This is a genomic window from Auritidibacter sp. NML130574 (assembly GCF_003185725.2).
Taxonomy (GTDB): Bacteria; Actinomycetota; Actinomycetes; order Actinomycetales; family Micrococcaceae; genus Auritidibacter; species Auritidibacter ignavus.
This window is the reverse complement of the sequence record NZ_CP031746.1, coordinates 1,629,652-1,650,700: the sequence shown is the minus strand read 5'-3', so window position 1 is coordinate 1,650,700 and position 21,049 is coordinate 1,629,652. Positions and strand designations below refer to the sequence as shown.

The 21,049-nt window shown below is 60.3% G+C and carries 17 protein-coding genes and 1 tRNA gene; 14 read left to right on the top strand and 4 right to left on the bottom strand.

Annotated features, from left to right (window positions below):
- Positions 1-7 precede the first annotated feature (7 nt).
- The 7 genes from DCC27_RS07515 to DCC27_RS07485 all read left to right on the top strand — a co-directional run bounded on the left by DCC27_RS07515 (position 8) and on the right by DCC27_RS07485 (position 7,819).
- Positions 8-3,169, top strand: a complete 3,162-nt coding sequence (locus tag DCC27_RS07515) for a type I restriction endonuclease subunit R (RefSeq protein ID WP_110111069.1) — start codon at positions 8-10, stop codon at positions 3,167-3,169.
- A gap of 191 nt (positions 3,170-3,360) precedes the next feature.
- Positions 3,361-3,624 (top strand): hypothetical protein, encoded by a 264-nt coding sequence (locus DCC27_RS07510; RefSeq protein WP_210403460.1) that lies wholly within the window; start codon positions 3,361-3,363, stop codon positions 3,622-3,624.
- A gap of 44 nt (positions 3,625-3,668) precedes the next feature.
- Positions 3,669-3,989, top strand: a complete 321-nt coding sequence (locus DCC27_RS07505; RefSeq protein ID WP_110111068.1) for a transposase — start codon at positions 3,669-3,671, stop codon at positions 3,987-3,989.
- On the top strand, positions 3,990-4,478 hold the full coding sequence (locus DCC27_RS07500) for an IS3 family transposase (protein WP_117328641.1): 489 nt from the start codon (positions 3,990-3,992) through the stop codon (positions 4,476-4,478).
- Positions 4,479-5,080: 602 nt separating this feature from the next.
- The gene (ltrA, locus tag DCC27_RS07495) at positions 5,081-6,448 is read left to right on the top strand and encodes a group II intron reverse transcriptase/maturase (RefSeq protein ID WP_233487926.1); all 1,368 of its coding nucleotides are present in this window, start codon (positions 5,081-5,083) and stop codon (positions 6,446-6,448) included.
- A 26-nt stretch (positions 6,449-6,474) separates the two neighbouring features.
- Complete coding sequence (locus tag DCC27_RS07490; RefSeq protein WP_110111078.1) at positions 6,475-7,050, top strand: IS3 family transposase; 576 nt, start codon at positions 6,475-6,477, stop codon at positions 7,048-7,050.
- Between the two features lie 49 nt (positions 7,051-7,099).
- Positions 7,100-7,819, top strand: a complete 720-nt coding sequence (locus tag DCC27_RS07485) for an IS1634 family transposase (RefSeq protein WP_371682189.1) — start codon at positions 7,100-7,102, stop codon at positions 7,817-7,819.
- Here DCC27_RS07485 and DCC27_RS07480 read toward each other — a convergent pair.
- Positions 7,788-9,098 carry an ISL3 family transposase gene (locus DCC27_RS07480; protein ID WP_117328640.1) on the bottom strand — a complete coding sequence of 437 codons (1,311 nt, stop codon included), beginning with the start codon at positions 9,096-9,098 and terminating at the stop codon, positions 7,788-7,790. The genes DCC27_RS07485 and DCC27_RS07480 overlap by 32 nt on opposite strands.
- 1,128 nt (positions 9,099-10,226) lie before the next feature.
- Here DCC27_RS07480 and DCC27_RS12220 point away from each other — a divergent pair.
- From DCC27_RS12220 to DCC27_RS07450, 6 genes are all read left to right on the top strand, one after another.
- Positions 10,227-10,364, top strand: coding sequence for a hypothetical protein (locus DCC27_RS12220; protein ID WP_158524756.1), 138 nt, complete (start codon positions 10,227-10,229; stop codon positions 10,362-10,364).
- Positions 10,365-10,601: 237 nt separating this feature from the next.
- On the top strand, positions 10,602-11,294 hold the full coding sequence (locus DCC27_RS07470) for a GntR family transcriptional regulator (protein ID WP_110101205.1): 693 nt from the start codon (positions 10,602-10,604) through the stop codon (positions 11,292-11,294).
- Positions 11,291-12,808 carry an MmgE/PrpD family protein gene (locus DCC27_RS07465; protein WP_110110837.1) on the top strand — a complete coding sequence of 506 codons (1,518 nt, stop codon included), beginning with the start codon at positions 11,291-11,293 and terminating at the stop codon, positions 12,806-12,808. The genes DCC27_RS07470 and DCC27_RS07465 overlap by 4 nt, the downstream gene beginning before the upstream one ends.
- A gap of 49 nt (positions 12,809-12,857) precedes the next feature.
- Positions 12,858-13,787 carry a methylisocitrate lyase gene (prpB, locus tag DCC27_RS07460; RefSeq protein ID WP_110099867.1) on the top strand — a complete coding sequence of 310 codons (930 nt, stop codon included), beginning with the start codon at positions 12,858-12,860 and terminating at the stop codon, positions 13,785-13,787.
- Between the two features lie 47 nt (positions 13,788-13,834).
- Positions 13,835-14,977, top strand: a complete 1,143-nt coding sequence (locus DCC27_RS07455; RefSeq protein ID WP_110110836.1) for a bifunctional 2-methylcitrate synthase/citrate synthase — start codon at positions 13,835-13,837, stop codon at positions 14,975-14,977.
- A gap of 259 nt (positions 14,978-15,236) precedes the next feature.
- Positions 15,237-17,864 carry a putative Ig domain-containing protein gene (locus tag DCC27_RS07450; RefSeq protein ID WP_110101201.1) on the top strand — a complete coding sequence of 876 codons (2,628 nt, stop codon included), beginning with the start codon at positions 15,237-15,239 and terminating at the stop codon, positions 17,862-17,864.
- Between the two features lie 60 nt (positions 17,865-17,924).
- On the opposite strand, the gene DCC27_RS07445 is transcribed toward DCC27_RS07450, so the two are convergent.
- From DCC27_RS07445 to tadA, 3 genes are all read right to left on the bottom strand, one after another.
- Entirely contained in the window at positions 17,925-19,421 is a 1,497-nt protein-coding gene (locus DCC27_RS07445) for a cytosine permease (RefSeq protein WP_110101200.1), read from the bottom strand.
- 236 nt (positions 19,422-19,657) lie between these two features.
- A tRNA-Ser gene (locus DCC27_RS07440) sits at positions 19,658-19,745 on the bottom strand.
- Between the two features lie 75 nt (positions 19,746-19,820).
- A complete protein-coding gene (gene tadA, locus DCC27_RS07435; protein WP_255410768.1) occupies positions 19,821-20,276 on the bottom strand; it encodes a tRNA adenosine(34) deaminase TadA in 456 nt (151 codons plus the stop codon).
- A 109-nt stretch (positions 20,277-20,385) separates the two neighbouring features.
- Here tadA and upp point away from each other — a divergent pair, with 109 nt between their 5' ends.
- Positions 20,386-21,021 carry a uracil phosphoribosyltransferase gene (gene upp, locus DCC27_RS07430; protein ID WP_110101199.1) on the top strand — a complete coding sequence of 212 codons (636 nt, stop codon included), beginning with the start codon at positions 20,386-20,388 and terminating at the stop codon, positions 21,019-21,021.
- The last annotated feature ends 28 nt before the right edge of the window (positions 21,022-21,049 follow it).

The following is a 21,049-nucleotide window of genomic DNA, read 5'->3' as shown; positions in this document are numbered from 1 at the left end:
GGCTGGGATGGAATTTTCGACGGGTGACGAACTTAAGCGCAACAGAATTGCGCCCATTGCAGTCAGCGACGAAGCCACTGTCGTTGCCTCCTACGAACCTGATATCCAGCCTGACGACTCCTACCAGTCCGAAGCTCAGCTCGAAGCTGAGCTCATCAAACAGCTGCAGGCTCAGGCCTACGAATACGTCACGATTCGCGACGAAGCAGCCCTCGTAGCGAATCTCCGCAAACAACTTGAAGCACTCAACAAGGTTGAGTTTTCGGACAGCGAATGGAAGTCGTTCTTCGAAACAAACATCGCCAGCAAGAACGACGGCCCCAAAGAAAAAACGTGGCGACTGCACAACGACAACATCCAGCTTCTACGCCGCGATGACGGCACTACGCGGAACATCCGACTGCTCGACAAAACATACATCCACAACAACAAGCTGCAGGTGATCAACCAATACGCAGTTGAGGCAGGCACTTCGCCCGGCAGTGCAACCCACTCCAACCGGTACGACGTCACGATCCTCGTCAACGGGCTTCCGCTCGTTCACGTGGAACTCAAACGCCGCGGAGTGAGCCTCCGGGAGGCGTTCAACCAGATCGCCCGCTACCAGAACCAGTCACTGTGGTCCGGCCACGGCCTGTTCGACTACGTCCAGGTGTTTGTGATCTCCAATGGGACGCACACCAAGTACTACTCGAACACCACCCGGCCCAAGAAGAACGACGGTACAAAGCGGACAGTCAACACGTGGGCGTTCACAAGTTGGTGGGCAGACGGCAACAACAAACTCATCGCCGACCTCCACGGATTCACCCGCACCTTCTTCGCCAAACACACAATCCTCAACATCCTCACCCGGTACTGTGTGCTGCGCGAAGACGGCACTCTTTTGGTCATGCGACCCTACCAAATCGCCGCAACGGAACGCATCCTGCAGCGCATCCACGTCGCCGCAAACAACAAAATGCTCGGCAGCACAAAAGCCGGCGGATACATCTGGCACACCACCGGATCCGGTAAAACACTCACCAGCTTCAAAACCGCACAGCTGGCCACAGCCCTGCCCAGTAACCCCAAGGTTCTGTTCGTGGTCGACCGCAAAGACCTCGACTACCAAACCATGCGGGAATACGACAGCTTCAAAAAGGGCGCAGCAAACTCCAACGCGTCCACCAAGATCCTCACGGAACAGATGGGCGATCCCAACGCGAGGATCATCATCACCACAATCCAGAAGTTGTCGAACTTTGTTGAAGCCAATGCGAAGCACCCCATCTACAGCGAACACACAGTACTCATCTTTGACGAGTGCCACCGTTCGCAGTTCGGCGCAATGCACGACGCCATCACGAAGAAGTTCAAGAAATACAACATCTTCGGCTTCACCGGCACCCCGATCTTCCCCGCCAACGCAGGTAAGTCCTACGGAGCCCGTGAAGGCCGCGTGATCGTGCGCACCACCGAAGAAACCTTCGGCGACCAACTGCACACGTACACGATCGTCGACGCAATCGAAGACAAAAACGTCCTGCCGTTCAAACTCGCCTACAACAACGTGCTGGGCAAAGTTCCACGCTCAGCCGGGCAACCGACCACCCGAGCCGAACAAGAAGACGAACTCCTGGAACCTCGGCGGATCAGTGCCGTCACCTCGTACGTCCTCAAACATTTCAACCAGCACACCCGCCGGCAGACACTCGGCAGCGAAACCGACAATTCGTACCTCCACACCGTGACAGCCAACGTGGCTGCCGTTGCCCGCAGGCGCAGCGGTCCGGGCAACATCGAAACAGCCAAGCGGAAAGTTGTCGGCTTCAATGCCATGATGGCGGTGCAGTCAGTAGAAGCCGCGAAGCTGTACTACGAGGAATTCAAAGCGCAGCAAGCTCAGCTGCCACAAGCAGCACGCCTCACAGTCGCCACCATCTTCAGCTACAAAGCGAACGAAGACCCCGAAGCCGGCATCCTCGCTGAAGAAGGATTCGACACCGGTCAACTCAGCGGAGAAGACCGCGTATTCCTCGACACTGCCATCGGTGACTACAACAGCATCTTCGGCACAAGCTACGACGCCAACGGCGATAACTTCCAGAACTACTACCGCGACCTGTCCATGCGGGTCAAAGACCGGGAAGTGGACCTGCTGATCGTGGTCAACATGTTCCTCACAGGGTTTGACGCCCCAACGCTCAATACCCTGTACGTGGACAAAAACCTGCGGTATCACGGGCTGATCCAGGCATTCTCGCGCACCAACCGCATCCTCAACTCCGTGAAGCAATACGGCAACATCGTGTGCTTCCGGGACCTGCAGAAGAACACCGAGGACGCGCTGGCGCTGTTCGGCAACAAGGACGCCGAGGGCATTGCCCTGCTCAAGCCGTACGAACACTACTTGAAGCAATACAAGGGCAAAGTCGCTGAACTGCTGAGCGTCCACGGAATCGGCGACGCTGGCCCCGGCAGTGAAACCGAGCAGAAACACTTCGTGCAGGTGTTCGGCGAAATCCTCAAGCTGCGCAACATGCTCGCAGGATTCGACGAGTTCACCGAAGACGACGACCTCAGCCTGCGCGATATGCAGGACCTGCAGAGCGTCTACCTCGCAATCCGGGAAGAACTCGGTGGGGGCGACGATGGCCCCACGGTCGGTTCGGAGTCTTATGAACAGCAGGAACTCGAATTTGAAATCGAGCTGCTGCGCCAGGTGGACGTCAACGTCGACTACATCCTCATGCTCGTAGAAAAACTGCATACGCCGAAGTCGAGCTCCACACCGGCTGATGACGACATCAAGGAGCAGATCCGCCAGGCGATCGATGCCAGCCCCACGCTGCGCGACATACGCGGCCTGTTCATGGACTTCATCGAATCCGTCGACACGAGCAAAAACGTGGTCGACCAGTGGAATGCATTCGTTCAGCTGAGGCGTGAGCGAGAGCTCGGCAATCTCATCGAAGAAGAAAACCTGCGAGAACCGCAGGCGCGCGCCTTCGCGGACTATGCCTTCGAAATAGGCGAGGTGCCGACTACCGGAACCGATATCGTTGAGATCCTGCCGCCCATGAGCCTCTTCGGCCGCACCGCCGCCGGGGACAGCCGCGAGGACGTTAAAAAACGCGTAGTCAAAAAGTTCATCGAGCTTTTCGAGCGGTACGGAACCCTCGGCTGACAACAGCCCGGCACACACCCGCATACCGCACCTCCACCTCGTCATCCCACAGGGCCGGCGCAGGGGGCTGTCAGATTCGGTCCAGACTCCGGTAGTACCTGACTTAGCGCACGTGAGTGTGGTTTCGGGGTCCGTGGGTCTGTGACCTGGGGTTTTGTCTTTCGGAATGGTGGTTTTGGGACACTAATTGTGTGGTATTTGTGAGGAAGGTCCGGGTTGCTTCAGGGGCGACTGCGGTTCAGGTCGTAGAAAAGCGTCGTGGGAAACTGCGGGTGATCAAGCATGTGGGCTCAGCGCATACCGATGCTGAGCTTGGCCTGCTGATGGATCGTGCCGAGGAGATCTTGGTTGGCGATCAGGGGGTGCTCGATCTTGGGATCGAGGATCCGGTGAGGCAGGAATCAGTGTTGCCAGGTCCTGGGAGACAGTCCCAGCTTCTGGAGCCTGCGCACTGAACCGTCCTGGGTTTTGTTCCGTCCTGTAATGAGAGGATAGAACTATGCCAACCAAATACCCTCAATCGTTTAGAGATCGTGCCACGCGCATGGTGTTTGATCGGCTCGAAGATGAAGACGCGCCGAGCCGGTATGTGGTGATTCGTGAGACCGCGCCGAAGCTGAGTATTGCCACCGAGACGTTGCGCCGGTGGGTGGAACAAGCCGAGGTGGATACCGGCAAGAAGCCGGGTGTCCCCACTGATGCCCAGGAGCAGATCCGGAAGTTGAAGCGCGAGAATGCTGAGCTGTGCTGGGCCAATGAGATCCTCAAGACGGCGTCAGCTTTTTTCGCAGCGGAGCTCGACCGCCCCACGACGAGATGATTGCTTACATTGACATGTTTCGGGGATCGTTTCGGAGTCGAGTCCATCTGTCGTGTTTTGGGTGCGACAGACCGTGGGTTCATCACCTCAGGCGGCTATCGGGCGGCGAAAGCCCGTCCTGCCAGTGATCGTTCGCGTCGGGATGCAGCCCTGATCCCAGTGGTCAAAGAGCTGCACCAAGCCAATTATGGGGTTTATGGGGTGCGCAAAATGTGGCATGCCATGAGACGTGCTGGCTGGGACGTGGGCCGTGACCAAGTCGCCCGGCTGGTGCGCCTGGCCGGAATTAGCGGTGTGACTCGTGGCCGCAAACCACCAACGACGATCCCAGCGAAGGTGCCGGATCATCGGCCGGATCTAGTCAACCGGGACTTCAAGGTGAATGCACCGCATCAGCTGTGGGTTGCTGACATCGAGCGCCACGAGGTGCTCTCGAACCTTGCGGTGGTGAAAGGACACCGCTCGATGCCTGTCGCAGCAGGCGTGTGATAGCTGGAGGACGATCTGGCCCGTTGGCGTGAGCGGGTTGGGTGGAGCAGTCCTCGACAACGACGAGTCGTGCCAGAACTGCCAGATGGTACGGGCTCGGCTAGCGAGACGGAGAGGCATACGGATAGGAACCAGTGGCTGAAAGCCCCTCAATACGAGACCACCGACTCCAACCTGGCGGATGCGGGTCGGGTTGCATCGCGCACCCTCACTGCTTCGGCGGTGAGGGGAACTCCTGGACTGGGTGATGTCGCCAGTCGGGAGGCCACGGTGAAAGCCTGCGGCGTAGCCGTGGCGAGGATGCTGGGGCATAACTGGGTGCCGATCCCGTCGAAGGGTTCGAGAGTGAACGTGGGAACCATCCCGGTCTCGCCGGAGGTGCGTCGCCGCCAGCGACGACACCGACGGCTGAGCGCACGGCCTGCTGATCGGGCCGGGATGGGACGGAGGGCCCGTAGTAGTCCGAGGCTGGGAAAGCCGGTCGCATGGCGAAGGGGTCCAGTGTGATCGCAGGATCGACAAGCGGTAAAGGAGACACAGCCGTGAATGCGGATGTTTCGTGGCCAGCCGACACTTCGGAGGCGTGGGCACGGGTACTGAGAATGCAGACGAAACTGCACCAATGGGCGACGACCGACCCCGGTCGTCGTTTCGATGATGTGTTCAACCTGGTCTATGACCCCGGCTTCCTCGTTGCGGCGTGGAATCGGGTGGCGGGCAACAAGGGAGGTCGCACCGCCGGAGTTGACGGAATCGCCCCGCGATCCGTCCCACCGGAGAAGGTGCACGGGATGCTCGCCGAGCTGCGCGAGAGCGTCAAGCGCGGCGAGTTCGTCCCCGAACGGGTGCGTCAGAAGTCGATCCCGAAAGCGAACGGCAAGGTCCGCAAGCTCGGGATTCCGACGATGACGGACCGGATCGTTCAAGCCTCTCTGAAGCTGGTGTTGGAACCAATATTCGAGGCCGACTTCCAGCCGTCCTCGTATGGGTTCCGGCCGCGCAGGCGGGCACAGGACGCGATCGCGGAGATCCATTTCTACGCCTCACGTGGCTACGTGCAGGTGTTTGAAGCGGACATCACCGCGTGCTTCGACGAGATCGATCACGACGCGCTCATGCAGCGGGTCCGGGCGAGGATCGTCGACAAGCGCGTGTTGCGCCTGGTCCGCGGGTTCCTGAGAGCGGGTGTCCTCAGTGAGGACGGCGTGAACAGGGACACCTACACCGGCACCCCGCAAGGCGGGATCCTGTCGCCGCTACTGGCGAACATCGCCCTGTCCGTGGTGGACGAGCACTTCCAACGCAAGTGGGATGCGCTCGGCCCGCAATGGTCGCGCACGAAGCATCAACGCGCCGGGGGCGCGACGATGAAGCTGGTCCGCTACGCGGACGACTTCGTCGTCCTCGTCCGAGGCACCCGCGAGGATGCCGACGCGCTCTGGGACGAAGTCGCCGCGGTGCTCGCGCCGATGGGTTTGCGCCTGTCGGCCGAGAAGACGACGGTCACGCACATAGACACCGGGTTCGACTTCCTCGGGTGGCACATCCAGCGCCGCCGGATCAGAGGTCACGGTGGGAAGACCGCGATCTACACCTACCCCTCACGGAAGTCGCTGGCTTCCATCCGGGACAAGGTACGGACGCTGACCCGCCGGGCATCCCATCGAACGCTCGCAGACCTGCTGCGCCGACTCAACCCGGCGCTACGGGGCTGGTGCGCCTACTTCCAGCACGGCGTCGTCAAACACCTCTTCAGCTATCTCGACCGGTTCGCCTTCTGGCGGATCGTGGGCTGGCTGAAAAAGCGGCACCCGAAGCTGAACATGCGCACCCTCGTCAGGCGACTTCTGCCCCGGTGGCAGATCCGCGCCGAAGGGATCGAGTTCTTCCGCGCCTGGCAGGTTCCCGTGACCCGCTACCGCTACCGAGGAACCCGCATCCCAAACCCCTGGGCGAGCGTCACGGCGTGATCACATGGAGAGCCGGATGCTCAGGAATGGGCACGTCCGGTTCGGAGGGCGGCCAGCAGAAACCCATCCAGCGGCAACGCGGGCAGGGCGCTGCTGGCCGACCCTACACGTATGTGCGCACGACCAGCGGGTTCTGTTATACCGCGTTTGTCACCGATGCATTTTCTCGCAAGATTGTGGGGTGGTCGACCCGGACCACCATGCGCACCGATGTGCTGCCGTTGGAAGCGTTGGAACACGCGTTGCTCAGCGCCAAGGATCAAGCGCTGGATGGGTTAGTCCATCACAGCGATCGAGGATCGCAATATGTCAGCATTCGCTATACCGAACATCTGGCCAAGGCGGGCCTCACGGCTTCCGTGGGAACTGCTGGAGACGCGTACGACAATGCGTTAGCAGAGACCGTCAACGGGTTGTATAAGACCGAGTTGATCTATGCTAGGCCCGCTTGGCCCACAGCCACCGAAGTCGAATTCGAGACGATGAACTGGGTCCACTGGTGGAACACGAGACGATTGCATGAAGCCCTGGACTATCAGACCCCGACCGAATTCGAAGCAAGTTATCATATGACCCAGGCTCACGTCCTGAGCCCCGTATAAAAAGCGGAATAAAACCCAGGACGCTTCACACACTGTCGAGGGTCCGCCGGTGGTGAGTCGGCCGCGCACGATCGGGGCGGTGTCGGATGTGTTGTGGTCCACGCTGGAAGCGGCGTATACGAACCTGGGTTTCGACGTGGTCGGTGATGAGGTGTTCAAGCAGGTGGTGCTGGCCAGGCTGGTAGAGCCGACCTCGAAGCGCGATACGGTCCGGGTGCTGACCGAACTCGGGGTGCCGGCCCCGCACGTGTCAACGATCTATCGGCATCTGGCCAGGGCTCAGGAGAAGAAGTACCGGGATATGATCGCGTCGAAGTGCTTTGCTCACTGTCTCAGCGACGGTGATGTCAGCTTGGTGATGTACGACGTGACGACCCTGTATTTCGAAGCCGAGCACGAAGACGGACTACGCAAAGTTGGATACTCCAAAGAACGGCGCGTGGACCCTCAGATCGTCGTTGGTCTGCTGGTGGATCGGACCGGGTTCCCGCTAGAGATCGGTTGCTTTGAGGGCAACAAAGCAGAAACGAAGACGCTGCTGGAGATCATCGAGCGTTTCCAGACCCGCCATGGTATCGCTGACATGGTCGTTGTCGCTGATGCCGGGATGCTCTCAGCAGCCAACCTCAAAGAGCTCGATGAGGCCGGACTGCGGTTCATCGTCGGCTCAAAAAATGACGAAAGCACCCAACAATTTGGCCTCACATTTCCGGTGGCACGGGGATGGGTTCACCGGCTCATCGTAATTGAGAGTGTAGAACCGGTCTGAAGCCGCCGGACTCGAGCAGACATCTCGCGATGTAGTGCGTGAGGTTGCGGAAGCCGAGTGCTGAGCCCCGTAGGTGTTCGAGCCTGCCATTGATCGCTTCGGTAGGCCCGTTCGACGTTCCCGGTCGGGTGAAGAACGCCAGGATATCAGCAGCTCGACGCTTCAGAGTCCGTCCTAACCGCTTGAGTTCGGCCAGTCCTGTCGGCAGATTCGTCGTCAGATCGTCGATGACTGTTTGTAAGAGCTTCTTGCCCTCGTTGCCGTCGTTGGTTCGGTAAGCGCGCACAATGTCTTGATAGACGGCCCAGGTGACTTCGACGGCGGTGAAGTTGGCGTCGGCGAAGAGGTCTACGATCCGCTCCTGCTGTTTGGCCGTGAGCAGATCAGCACCGGTGTGCAGAGTCCTGCGCGCTCGATACAACGGGTCTGTTGCTCGTCCGCGATGCCCGGTGGTTTCCTGCTGAATGCGGCGGCGTACCTCGTCGAGGGCATCACCGGCGAGTTTGACGACGTGGAACGGGTCCATGACTTCGACAGCCTCGGGCAGTTCCTCAACGGAGGCTGTTTTGAAGCCGGAGAATCCGTCCATCGCGACGACGTCGATGCCATCACGCCAGTCTTTCGGTCGGGCTTTCAACCATTGCTTGAACACCTGTTTCGATCGTCCGGGCACCATGTCGAGCAGGCGTGCCGGGCCTGCTTTCTGGCTGATGGGAGTAAGGTCGATGATGACGGTGACGTACTTGTCACCGCGCCTGGTGTGCCGCCAGACGTGTTCGTCGACACCAATGACGCTGACCCCGTCGAACCGGGCCGGGTCGTCGATCAGCAGTCGATGTCCCTGCGCGAGGATCGCGGAGTTCGCGGTGTGCCAGGACACGGCGAGTTTGCCTGCGATCACGGACACGGTGTCGTGGTCGATGACGAGGGCACGCAGCGCCCAGTCGAGGCCGGTTCGCGAGATCTTCGCTCGTGGTGGCGCCGCAGCAGTGGTGTTCTGACGCCATACGCGGCCGCATTCGACGCATTTGTACCGGCGGAGGCGAATGTGAAGCGTGGTGGGCCGGTGGCCGAAGGGTTCGTGGGCGAGGCGGCGGACGACGGTGTCGCGGACGATCCCGTGTCCGCCACACCGTCGGCACCAGTCATCGGCAGTGTTGGGCTGGCATTCCAGAATGGCTTTGTGCCCGGTGATGTGCTGGCCAATGCACGTGAGGTCAAGGGAGTCGAGCCGGCAGAACGTCGTGAGATCAGGAGATGAGAAAGTAAGCTTGGACACGTCGAGGTCTTTCGGATGGACTGTGTAAGAACTTCCATCATCGGAAGACCTCGACGTCTATCCGGACAGCGCCACGCCGTGTCCTGGAATCACTGATCCACACCCTCAATTACGAAGAGCCGGTTCGGCTCATCGTATTCGAGGGTGTGGGAGACGTCTGAAGCCTCCGGTTTCGTGGGGGGGGCTTAGGCCGGCCCGTTGGGCGTTAGTGGGCGGGTGAAAAATGCCAGTATGTCCTCTGCTCGGTTGATCCCTCACGGTGTGGGATTCAGCACCAGACGACTGTCCGTCGTGGCCCGCCCGACAACCCAGCAACCCGACAACCCGCTGGCCCGCTGCACCGGGCAGATAAGACCCTGCTGACAGGCACCCTCTGCCCAAGCCCCCATCACAACAACGGAACAGGAAGCAATCATGAACCTGTTGGCTAACCCAGGCTTCACCGTTGTCGACGTGACCTGGGGGCTCTACCAGGACATCGTCACCGCCTACAGCACCCGAGAGAGGCGACGGCACAACGCTGTTACACAAAGTCATCTCCGGCCCATACGATCCAGTCGCCGATGACTGGAGGAGCTCAAACGACTCGGACGAACACGCAAACCCCGAACAGAAAACATACTCGCATTCTTCACCCGCCCACCAACGCCCAACGGACCGGGCGAAGCCATCACGAAACCGGTAACTTCAGGCCCCTCCCACACCCCCAAATACGATGCACCACATTCCTGTGGAGGCGGTTTTGACCCAGGGCGGACGGGAGCACACGGTCACGTTTGAACTCGCCACCGCTGGTCAGCGGGGCGTGGTGTTTGATGACTGGACGAGCACTTCCACAACCGAAGCATACCTCCAAACCGCTGCCGAGGACCTGGAGCACTCGATACGGGCCCCCACCGGTGGTGATGTCTGCCTTGCCTGGAATCTCTGTGTTTCACGGGTCTGAAGGTACAAACGACTCCTCGTGGGGCGGTGATGTCACCGTCACGGTGAGTGTAGATATCCCCGATCCCTCGGCCGTAGCATCCGTGGAGTTCGACCAGGGCTATACCGGGAGCTGATCGGTGATGTGGTCGCTGGGATCGAAGCTCGAATCGATGGGGTTAACACTGACAAATATGAGGGTGAATGGAGCAGGACGAGACCACCATCGAGCCGCTGGATGTGTGGGACCTGCCCGATCAGGAATCCTTCGTGGTGACCGACGGCGAGTCCTTCACGCATAACGACCAGGCACCCATGACGACCTTGAAGACTCAGCCATGAGGGAAAGCACCCCCTCCCTTGCCGCGGACGAGAAAACCAGGAAGCCGACCATTTATCTGGGCAGTTTGCTATGCCCCGGGAGACAGTCCAACTATCCAGTGGCCATCTGGCCATCGTCCACATCCTCATCCACCCCGATCCCCGATGTATACATCGACCGTGGGGCGCTGGCTGATGTTTGGGAAAAGTGCCATGAGGTATCGATCTCGAGCACGACTGTGTATACACTGGGGTGATGTGAGAGCAAGTGACCTAGCTTACGAAACACTTCGGGATGACATCATCCATTGGACCTTAGCCCCGGGAAAGGTACTGGCTGAAGTAGAACTCTCGGAGCGACTCGGTGTATCCCGCACACCGGTGCGAGAAGCCATTGCCCGGCTGGTCGCTGACGGCTTGGCCACCCAGCAGGGGACTCGAGCCACCACGGTCTCCGATGTTTCGTTGTCGGAAGTGCGTCACATGTTCGAGTTGCGCCGGTTGCTCGAAACAGCGATCGCCCGAGCCGCCGCGAGTGCTGATCAGATGCACCGTGAGCCGTTCGTGGAGTTGGCCGAAGCTTTTGAGAACGCTGCCCGGCGACACACACTGGAATCCGAACCCTATTATCAGCTGGTGTCCCAGCTTGATGACCGGCTCGACCAGGCCGGGCAGAACTCATATATCACCGCCGCGGTGAGAAATCTGCGGATCCACCTGCAACGGGTGCGACTGATGGCCCAAGATGATCCGGACCGGTTGCGCGCCTCAGCTTCCGAACACGCAGAGATCGCCCGGGCCGTGGCCAACGGTGATCCCGATGTTGCCCAAGCCGCGACCACCCTCCATCTGCACCACGCCCTCCAACACATTCTTGACCACGCCCTGACCCCCGCATTCAACGCCGCCATTGCGGCAGATCATGAAAGGACATGTGACAGAACATCATGAAAGACCACACAGTACGGGTTTACCGCTCCGAAGAGAACCTGCCCCGAGAAGAGCAACTGGCTTATCAGCTCGCTCGCGTTGCCGCCGATGAGGTCGAGGTCACCGAGGAAGTCCGCGAGATGATTATCAACCGGATCATCGACAACGCCGCGGTGGCCATTGCCTCACTGAACCGCGCTCCGATCGTCTCGGCCCGCGCGCAGGCCACCTCACATCAGGCTTCCCACGGTGGGTCCGGTTCCTCGATCTATGGCGTGGACACAAAAACCTCCCCAGAATGGGCAGCCTGGGCCAACGGCGTGGCCGTGCGCGAGCTGGACTACCACGACACGTTTCTGGCCGCCGAATACTCGCATCCCGGTGACAACATCCCGCCGATTCTGGCCGCCGCCGAACACGTGGGGGCCTCCGGCCACGATCTGATCCGCGGTCTGGCCACCGGGTACGAGATCCAGGTCGATTTGGTCAAGGGGATCAGTCTGCACGCTCACAAGATCGATCACGTTGCCCACCTGGGCCCCTCGGCGGCAGCCGGTATCGGAACCGTGCTCAAGGCCGAGGTGGAGACCATTTTCCAGGCCATCGGGCAGGCGTTGCACACCACCACCGCGACCCGCCAGTCGCGGAAGGGCGAGATCTCCACGTGGAAGGCGCACGCACCGGCCTTTGCCGGCAAGATGGCCGTGGAAGCTATGGACCGTGCCCTGCGCGGGCAGACCTCGCCGGTGCCGATCTACGAAGGCGAGGATGGCGTGATCGCTTGGTTGCTGGATGGCCCGGACGCTGAATACACCGTCCCGTTGCCCGAGGCTGGCGAAGCCAAGCTGGCCATTTTGGATACCTACACCAAGGAGCATTCCGCCGAGTACCAGGCCCAGGCCTGGATCGATCTGGCACGCAAGTTGCACCACGAGCACCCCGAGGTGGCCGATCCGGCCAACGTTGAATCGATCAAGATCGCCACCTCGCACCACACCCACTACGTGATCGGTTCCGGAGCCAACGACCCGCAGAAGTACGATCCCACCGCTTCGCGGGAGACCCTGGACCACTCGGTGCCCTATATCTTCACCGTCGCTCTGCAGGATGGTACCTGGCACCACGTCGATTCCTACGCGCCCGAGCGTGCAGGTCGCGAGGATACCGTGGCCCTGTGGCACAAAGTCACCACCGAAGAAGATCCGGAATGGACCCGTCGGTACCACTCGCTGGATCTGGATGAGAAGGCCTTCGGCGGTTCGGTGACCATCACCCTGACCGACGGATCGGTGATCACCGACGAGATCGCTGTGGCCGATGCGCACCCGCTGGGTGCTCGTCCCTTCGGTCGTGAGCAGTACATCAACAAGTTCCGCACCCTGGCTGAGGGCGTGGTGGATGAAGAAGAGATCCAGCGCTTCCTGTCGGTGGTCCAGGATCTGGAGAACCTGCCGGCCGGCGAGCTGGGACAGCTCAACATTCGCGCGACAGCCGGTGTGATCAATCCGGCCGATGATCCTCGGGGATTGTTCTAGATCTGGTCGTGCCTGACCGATGTATGTCGTAAGGAGAGGATGACACGCTATGTTGTACTCCACCGTCGCCCCCGAAGCGAAACGTCAACACCTGCGGGAGATTCTCAAACCAGGGGCTGCCGTGCAGTTTCCCGGAGCATTCAACCCGCTCAGCGCCAAGCTGATCGCCGAAAAGAATTTCGATGGCGTCTACGTCTCCGGTGCGGTGCTGGCCAATGACCTGGGGCTACCCGATATCGGGCTGACGACCCTATCTGAGGTGGCTACCCGCGCCGGGCAGATCGCCCGGATGACTGACCTGCCGACCATCGTGGATGCTGACACCGGATTTGGCGAGCCGATGAACGTGGCTCGCACGGTGCAAATGTTGGAGCTGAACGGCCTGGCCGGGGCCCACATCGAGGACCAGTTCAACCCGAAGCGGTGCGGACACCTAGATGGTAAGAACGTAGTCGACACCGAGACCATGATCAAACGCATTGCTGCTGCGACTGATGCCCGGATCGATGAGAACTTCCTGATCATGGCCCGCACCGACATTCGGGCCGTGGAAGGCCTGAACACCGCCATTGATCGGGCCAAGGCACTGGTCGATGCCGGAGCGGATGCGATCTTCCCGGAGGCGATGAAGGACCTGAGCGAATTCGAGCAGGTCTGCCAGGCCGTGGATGTCCCGGTGCTGGCCAATATGACCGAGTTCGGTAAGTCCGAGCTATTCACCCGCCAGCAGCTGGCTGATGCTGGTATCGCAGTGGTGATCTACCCGGTCACACTGCTACGCTCAGCCATGGGAGCCGCCGAACGGGTGTTGGATGAGATTGCTTCCTCGGGGACGCAGCAAGCCGCCGTGGACCAGATGCTCACCCGCGCCAGGCTATACGAGCTGGTGGACTACGAGGCCTACAACACCTTCGACACCGGAATTTTCAACTTCCAGGTGCCCGGGTTGGACATTGAACAGAACGCTGAGAACCTCTAGACCCCTGGTCGCGGAGGGCACTAGATGTGGAAGGAATACTCTCAACCATGAGTGAGAACACCGAGATCAAGAAAGGACTGGCCGGAGTTGTCGCAGACTACACCGCCATCTCCAAGGTCAACGCTGAGACTAATTCCCTGCTCTACCGCGGGTACCCGGTCCAGGAGTTGGCCGCAGAGAAGTCCTTTGAAGAAGTAGCACTGTTGCTGTGGACGGGCGAGCTTCCCACCGAGGAAGAACTGGCTGCGTTCACCGAATTCGAACGCGCCAATCGGGCCTTGGCCCCAGCGGTCAAAGAAGCCATTGACCTGTTGCCCACCGACTGCCATCCGATGGATGTTGGCAGGACCGCCATCTCGGTCTTGGGTGCCCGCGACGATCGTTCGGAAGACTCCTCCCCGGAGACCGAGTTGGCCAAGGCTCAAGAGATCTTCGTGGCGTTCCCGGCCGTGGTGGCCTACGATCAGCGTCGCCGGCGTGGTCAGGAGATCATCGAGCCCCGCGATGATCTCAACTATGCCGAGAACTTCTTGTGGATGACCTTTGGCGAAGAGCCGGCCCCCGAGGTCGTGGATGCGTTCCGAGTGTCGATGATCCTCTACGCCGAGCACTCCTTCAATGCCTCCACCTTCACCGCGCGGGTGATCACCTCCACCCTGGCCGATATGCACTCAGCGATCACCGGTGCCATCGGGGCTCTGAAGGGATCGCTCCACGGTGGGGCGAACGAGGCCGTGATGCACACCTTCGAGGAGATCGGCATCCGTACCGAGGAATCCCGCGAAGAGGCCGCTGCTCGGGCCAAGAGCTGGATGGAACAGGCCCTGGCCGACAAGAAGAAGGTCATGGGCTTCGGCCACCGGGTGTACAAGAACGGCGACTCGCGCGTGCCGACCATGAAACAAGCCCTGGATGCCATGGTCGACTATTACGGTCGTGGAGAGCTGATGGGCCTGTACGACGGGCTGGAAACCGCCATGTCGGAGGCCAAAGATATCAAACCCAACCTGGACTACCCGGCGGGGCCTACCTACTACCTGATGGGCTTCGATATCGAGATGTTCACCCCGCTGTTCATCGCTGCCCGGTTGACCGGTTGGACCGCCCACGTCATGGAACAGCGTGCCCATAACTCGTTGATCCGTCCGCTGTCGGAATACAACGGTCCCCAGGAGCGTCACCTGTCCTAATGTGTCGTGACAGCGCTGTTCGGCCCCGGGATCTGCGGTTGTGGCGGGTTCCGGGGCCGAGCTGTGACAGGCCAGGCTGGGGCAAGCCGAGCCACACGGGTGCCCTGACGGTGAACCTGGTGTCGTCGGACGTTGCTCACAGCACGGAGCTGTCGAGAGAGTCACCGAGAGGGTGTTCGTCTTCGGCTGGTCAGGAATTCTCAGAACGTTAAGGTGTGGGTTAACTTCCGGTATCACTGGCGGTTTTACCCTAGGGACTATGCGCTTTTCACCATCACCACACCCCGCAGATCAACCACGAACCCTGTCACTTGCCGGCCTGGCATTGCGCGCTACGTGCGCGGCCGCTGCGGCTGGCGCTCTGGTGGCAACCTCCACTATCACCAACGTTGCGGTGACACCGGCTACGGCGAGCAACCAAGGGCAGTCCAATGATGAAGGCCAGCAGAGTGATCAGAACGAGCAGGAAGAGGTGCAGTTCAGCGTTACCTCGGGCACCTTTGACGAAGAGCTGGTCAACCCCACCGAACAGTCCTACGAGCAGGCACCCAGCGAGGTGGCACAGCTGGACGAGCAGACGCTGGATACCAACTCTGAGGGCCCGGGGCGACAGCCGTACCAGATCTACCAGGTCGACAATGCTCGGGCCGGCCAGATCATCACCGTCACCGCCGTGGTGGACCCCAGCCGGAAAGTCCAGCTGATGGTCTGGGATCATCAGGCAGGCGAGTGGGAGCTGGCCGCCGATGAGCAGGGGCAGGCCCCCGAGAACACCGAGCTCAATGCGTTGCTAGGCACCCAGGCCTTCAACGACCAGGGACAGGCCTACGTGGCCGTGGTCGGCGAGGACCCACACATGACCGGTTCCACCGAGTGGAACCCCACCGACTCACCGGCTTTGGGCGGCTTCCGCGATCCCAGCACCTATGATTTTTCCATTGCCCACATCACCGACACACAGTTCCTCGCTGAGGGGGCCGTCTCCGATGATCCTGATGAAGCCCAGCGCTTCGGTCAGGCCTACCGCGACCAGGTCGAGTGGATCGTGGACAACGCCGAGGATCGCAAGATTGCCTACACCGGTCACACCGGTGACATCATCGAAAACTACATGAACCTCAACCACTCTGCCGAGCACGCTCGCAAGGAGTTCGGGTTTGCCTCGCAGATGCAGCAGATCCTGGATGATGGCGGGGTCCCCAACGGTATTTTGCCGGGTAACCACGATAATAAGTGGGGCCGGGAAGATAACTCGCTGTACAACGAATTCTTCGGACCGGAGCGTTATGAGGCGTTGTCGGAGACTTGGGAGAATGCCGAATACGGTGGCCCCTGGGCCGAAGGCGACAACGCGGCGCACTACGACCTGTTCTCGGCTGCGGGACAGGATTTCGTTGCCGTGCACCTGCCGTACGGTCACAGTCGCGAGATGCGGCAGTGGGCCAGTGAGATCTTCCAGTCCTTCCCCGATCGCGATGGGTTACTGTTCACCCACGCCTACCTGCAGGCTTCGAATAACGATGACGGTTCCATCTCGGGGATCGCGCCGTATGGCTTCCACGGGTTCCTGGGGGGTGAGGGGTTCTACATTCGCGATGAGGTCGTCGAGCCCAACGAGAACGTCGTGATGGTGCTGTCGGGTCACTATCACGGTACCGCCTGGAACGTGAACCACAACGGTCCTGGTGCACCCAGCTTCGAAATGCTGGCCGACTACCAGAACTATGAGGTTGACGGAGAACGCCGGACCGGGTTCATGCGCCTGTTGCAGTTCGATGTGGACGACAGCGAGGTCACGATCAACACCTACTCGCCGACCTTGGACTCCTTCGACGCGCCCAGCTACGACACCTCGATCCCACGGAATTACATTCCTGAGTCGGACCAGTACACCGTGCCTATCTCCCTGAGCGCGCGCAGCACCATGCTACGGACCGACGAGGTGTGCGTGGGTGAAGCTGACGAGTCTGAGCCACAGGCACCGGTGCGTGTGGACCCGATCTCCGACGTTCACGGTACGGTCAACGAGCCCATTGAGGATGTTCAGGTCGTAACGCACAACGCGGAGACGGTCACGATCTCCGGTCTGCCGAGTGGTCTGAGCTATGACGGTGAAACCGGCGTCATTTCGGGAACTCCGACTGAGGCGGGAACCTTCACCGCCACGGTGACGGCCACCGGCGAAGCTGGTGAAGACACCCATTCGGTGCGGTTCGTCATTGAGCCGGAACCAGAAAACCTGCAGGTGAGTATCGCCGAGATCGCTGATCAGACGGTGACCATCAACGAAGAGATCGACCCGATCGCCGTTTCGGTCGAGCCGGCCGATGCTGAACTGGATATCACCGTTGATGGCTTGCCTGAGGGCGTGTCCTACAACGCTGAGACCGGCGCGATTGAAGGAACTCCGACCGAAGAGGGAAGCTTCGAGGTCTCGGTCCGGGCTCAGAATGAGTCTGGTGACTCCGCTGATGAGATCACCTTCACGCTGACCGTTGAAGCTGCTCAGGAGGGGCCAACTGAGGACCCGACTGATGCGCCTGGTGACGGTGAGTCGTCTGATGAACCGACCGAGGATCAGACCGAAGAACCGAGTGAAGAGCCCGGTCGCGACACCGATGGTGACGACACCGACGGTGACGACACTGACACCGACGACCAGGCCGACTCTGACAAGGAATCTGGCGAGGATTCTGGCCAAGATGCCGGTGAGGACCAAGCTCAGGATACCGAAGGCGACACCTCAGCTGAGGACCCCCAGGCAACTGAAGACAGCGAGGGAACCTTGGCGGCAAGCGGTGCGACAATCACGTTGGGAGCGCTCGGTTTGGCAGCGCTGTCGATCGGACTGGGGTGGGTGCTGATGCGCCACCGTCGCCAGGCCTAATTGAGACCAGCGTGGCCTCGTGAGGGGGGTCTCGTGCAGTCTCACGACCTTCGGGGAGTGCTACGCCGAGAGATCGGGGTGGGGCTCCCCGTCGTGTTGGTCGGCTTGTTGCTGGAGTGTACGAGCGCGAGCTTCTTGGGCGCGAACGATCGGACGACGTGCGAGGAAGGTGACGACGAAGCTGAGCACCAGTGCAACAATCACACCAAGGTTGGAGTAGGCCCAGTCGCCGTCTTTTCCGCCCAGAGGCCCCAGGAAATAGCCTTGCCAGTTGTTCCACGGCGCCTCGGCGGCGAATTGGTTGATCACCAGTCCCCAGCCGATGATCGAGCTGATGACGAACGTCACCAGGGAAATCAGGTCCCAGGAACCATAAAGACCGCGGGGGTTGAATAGGGAGGGCTCGTGATAGTCCACGCGCCGGGTGAGGATATCTGCGATGAGGATGCCGGCCCAGGCAGCCAGGGGTACACCGAGGGTGATCAGGAAGGACTGGAATGGGCCGAGGAAGTCTTCGGCGAAGAACACCACCCAGATGGTCCCCACGGTCAGGATCAGCCCATCGATGCCGGCTGCCGCCGGGCGGGGGATTCGAATACCTAGGCTGAGCAGGGTCAGCCCGGAGGAGTAGATGCCCAGCACCGCCCCGGAGACTAGTGCCAGCAGTGCAGTCAGCCAAAACGGGATGATCGCCCAGGTAGGCAGTAGCAGTGTCAGCGTGCCCACCGGGTCTTCGGCGACTCCATCGACCAGGACAGGGTCGGAGCCGGCCAGTAACAGTCCGATGGTGACCAGGATGATCGGAGCCGCGGCACCACCGAGGGTATTCCAGAAGACAATCGCAGCGTCAGAGGCGGAACGGGGCTGATAGCGCGACCAGTCGGCGGCGATATTGATCCACCCCAGGCCGAATCCGGTCATGACCATCACCATGGCGCCGATAGTCTGTTGCAAGCTTCCCGGCGGGGTGGACAACACCGCAGCGAAGTCGATCTGGGGGATCACCAGGATGAGGTAGACGATGGTGACCACGCCGGTAAACCAGGTCAAAAATCCCTGGAGCTTCATGATCGTGTGGTAACCGGCCACCGAGGCGGCCACGATCACAGCGGAGACAAAAAGAGCCGCGATCACTTGAATCCCGGTGCCATCCCCCCAACCCATGGTGCTGAACACCGCAGTGGTGGCCAGCACCGCAGAGATGGCCAAGAACGTTTCCCACCCGATGGAGGTCAGCCAGGATATCAGGCCGGGAACTTTTTGGCCGTGGACGCCGAAGGCTGCCCGTGAGAGCACCATGGTGGGGGCAGAGCCACGTTTCCCGGCGATCGCGATCAGGCCACAGAGTAAGAACGAGACGACAATACCGATGATCGACACAACGAAGGCCTGCCAGAACGAAATGCCGAAGTCCAAAACCCAGGCGCCGTAGCTCATGCCGAAGACCGAAATATTGGCGGCAAACCAGGGTTTAAAAAGGTCGGCGGGTTTAGCGGTGCGTTGCTCGGGGGCGATAACCTCGATCCCCGTGGTTTCGACCAGCGGTTTGGTGCTCATAAATTCGGCCCCTTGTCGTTGTGGTGAAGAGTGAGTGCGTTTGTCAGTGATGCAGAACATTATTGATCAGAATAATGATAGTGACGCATTGGAGACAGGTGGTCTCAATAGTGGAAAACTCACGGTGAACAGCGTCATAACCTGACACAGTAGCCGACCAGGACCCCGAGGTGCATAAAAGTGCATAAAAGAGTCCCACAACATAGCCAGAACTATGTCGTGGGACCGTAACTCGGCGGTAGCGGAGGGATTTGAACCCTCGGTACGGGGTTACCGTACACGACATTTCGAGTGTCGCACCTTCGGCCGCTCGGACACGCTACCTGAAGTTTCTCGGAGGAAACTTGACCCACACAGCATAGCTGACATTGCGCGCACTCTCCAATTGAGTCGATGTGCTTAGCGGCGCGCGCGGAAGAAGGTGCGCAATAGAGTAGCGGATTCCTCGGCCATGATGCCTGCGATGACTTCGACCTGGTGATTGAATCGTGGCTCCCGCAGAACATCCAAAATTGATCCACAGGCACCGGTCTTGGGTTCCCAGGCGCCAAAGATCACGCGGGGGATCCGGGCGGCCACAATTGCCCCAGCGCACATTGCACACGGCTCGAGCGTGACGATCAACGTGGAGTTTTCCAGACGCCAATCAGCCGAGGCGGCCTGGCGGATGGCCAGCATCTCAGCGTGAGCGGTGGGGTCGCCAGAGACTTCGCGACGGTTGTAGCCCTGGCCAATGACAGTGCCGGTGTGGTTGACGAGGAGGGCTCCGATGGGAACGTCGCCGGCGCGGGTGGCTGTTTCTGCGAGAGCCATGGCAGTTTGCATCCATGTTTCGAGCTGGGCGCGGTCCGGCAATGGGCCGGGCCCGCAGGGAGGATCACAGGCTCCTGTTTCGGTCACGTATCACAGCTTAGCCGTGGGCCCGTTCTCAGGAAATCCAGTCGGGTTGAGTAGAGTTTGGAGCATGCGATTCCACGTTGTTGATCATCCCTTGATTGCCCATAAACTCACCGCGCTGCGCGATGAGAATACGCCGTCACATATTTTCCGTCAGCTCACCAGCGAACTGGTGACGTTGCTGGGATATGAAGCCACCCGCGACCTACCCGTGGAAGATGTCGAGATCAACACGCCGGTTGCCGCGACCACAGGCGCCCGTCTGGCCGCACCCCGTCCGTTGGTGGTCCCGATCTTGCGGGCCGGTCTGGGCATGTTGGAAGGCATGATGACGATGACTCCGACCGCTGAGGTCGGTTTCTTGGGGATGCAACGCAATGACGAAACTTTGGATATCATCACCTATGCCGAACGACTCCCCGGGGATCTGGCCGGACGCCACTGTTTCGTTCTCGACCCGATGCTGGCCACCGGGGGAACGCTGGTGGAGGCTATCCGTTTCCTGCACGAACGCAAAGTTCGGCGGGTGACCTGCATTTGCTTGGTGGCCGCTCCGGAAGGGTTGAAGAAGGTCGACGAGGCATACCACCAGATGGACATCGATCTTTTTGTGGCAGCACTCGACGATAGGTTGACCGAACAGGCCTATATTTCTCCAGGCCTCGGTGATGCCGGCGACCGGCTCTACGGTACGGCGGAGTAATCCTATACAGGGATTTCTTGGGTCCAAA